Source organism: Vibrio galatheae (assembly GCF_000967545.1).
Taxonomy (GTDB): Bacteria; Pseudomonadota; Gammaproteobacteria; order Enterobacterales; family Vibrionaceae; genus Vibrio; species Vibrio galatheae.
The window spans coordinates 1-262 of the sequence record NZ_JXXV01000064.1; the positions used below are offsets into that span (position 1 = coordinate 1).

Genomic DNA, 262 nt, shown 5'->3' on the forward strand with positions numbered 1-262 from the left:
GAACCATTTTTAAATATTCTCGAAGAGAAAACACTTAAAGATGGTGGAGCTATGCGGGATCGAACCGCAGACCTCCTGCGTGCAAGGCAGGCGCTCTCCCAGCTGAGCTATAGCCCCATCAGGTGTCGGATACTGTGTGCCAATCTCACAAGGAAATTGGTGGGTCTGAGTGGACTTGAACCACCGACCTCTCGCTTATCAGGCGAACGCTCTAACCACCTGAGCTACAGACCCAGTATCGTCTCTTAAACTACATAAACCA

At 50.0% G+C, this 262-nt stretch carries 2 tRNA genes; both read right to left on the reverse strand.

Annotated elements, in window-relative coordinates:
* Positions 1-41: 41 nt before the first annotated feature.
* A tRNA-Ala gene (locus TW81_RS18750) sits at positions 42-117 on the reverse strand.
* A gap of 40 nt (positions 118-157) precedes the next feature.
* A tRNA-Ile gene (locus tag TW81_RS18755) sits at positions 158-234 on the reverse strand.
* Positions 235-262: the final 28 nt, after the last annotated feature.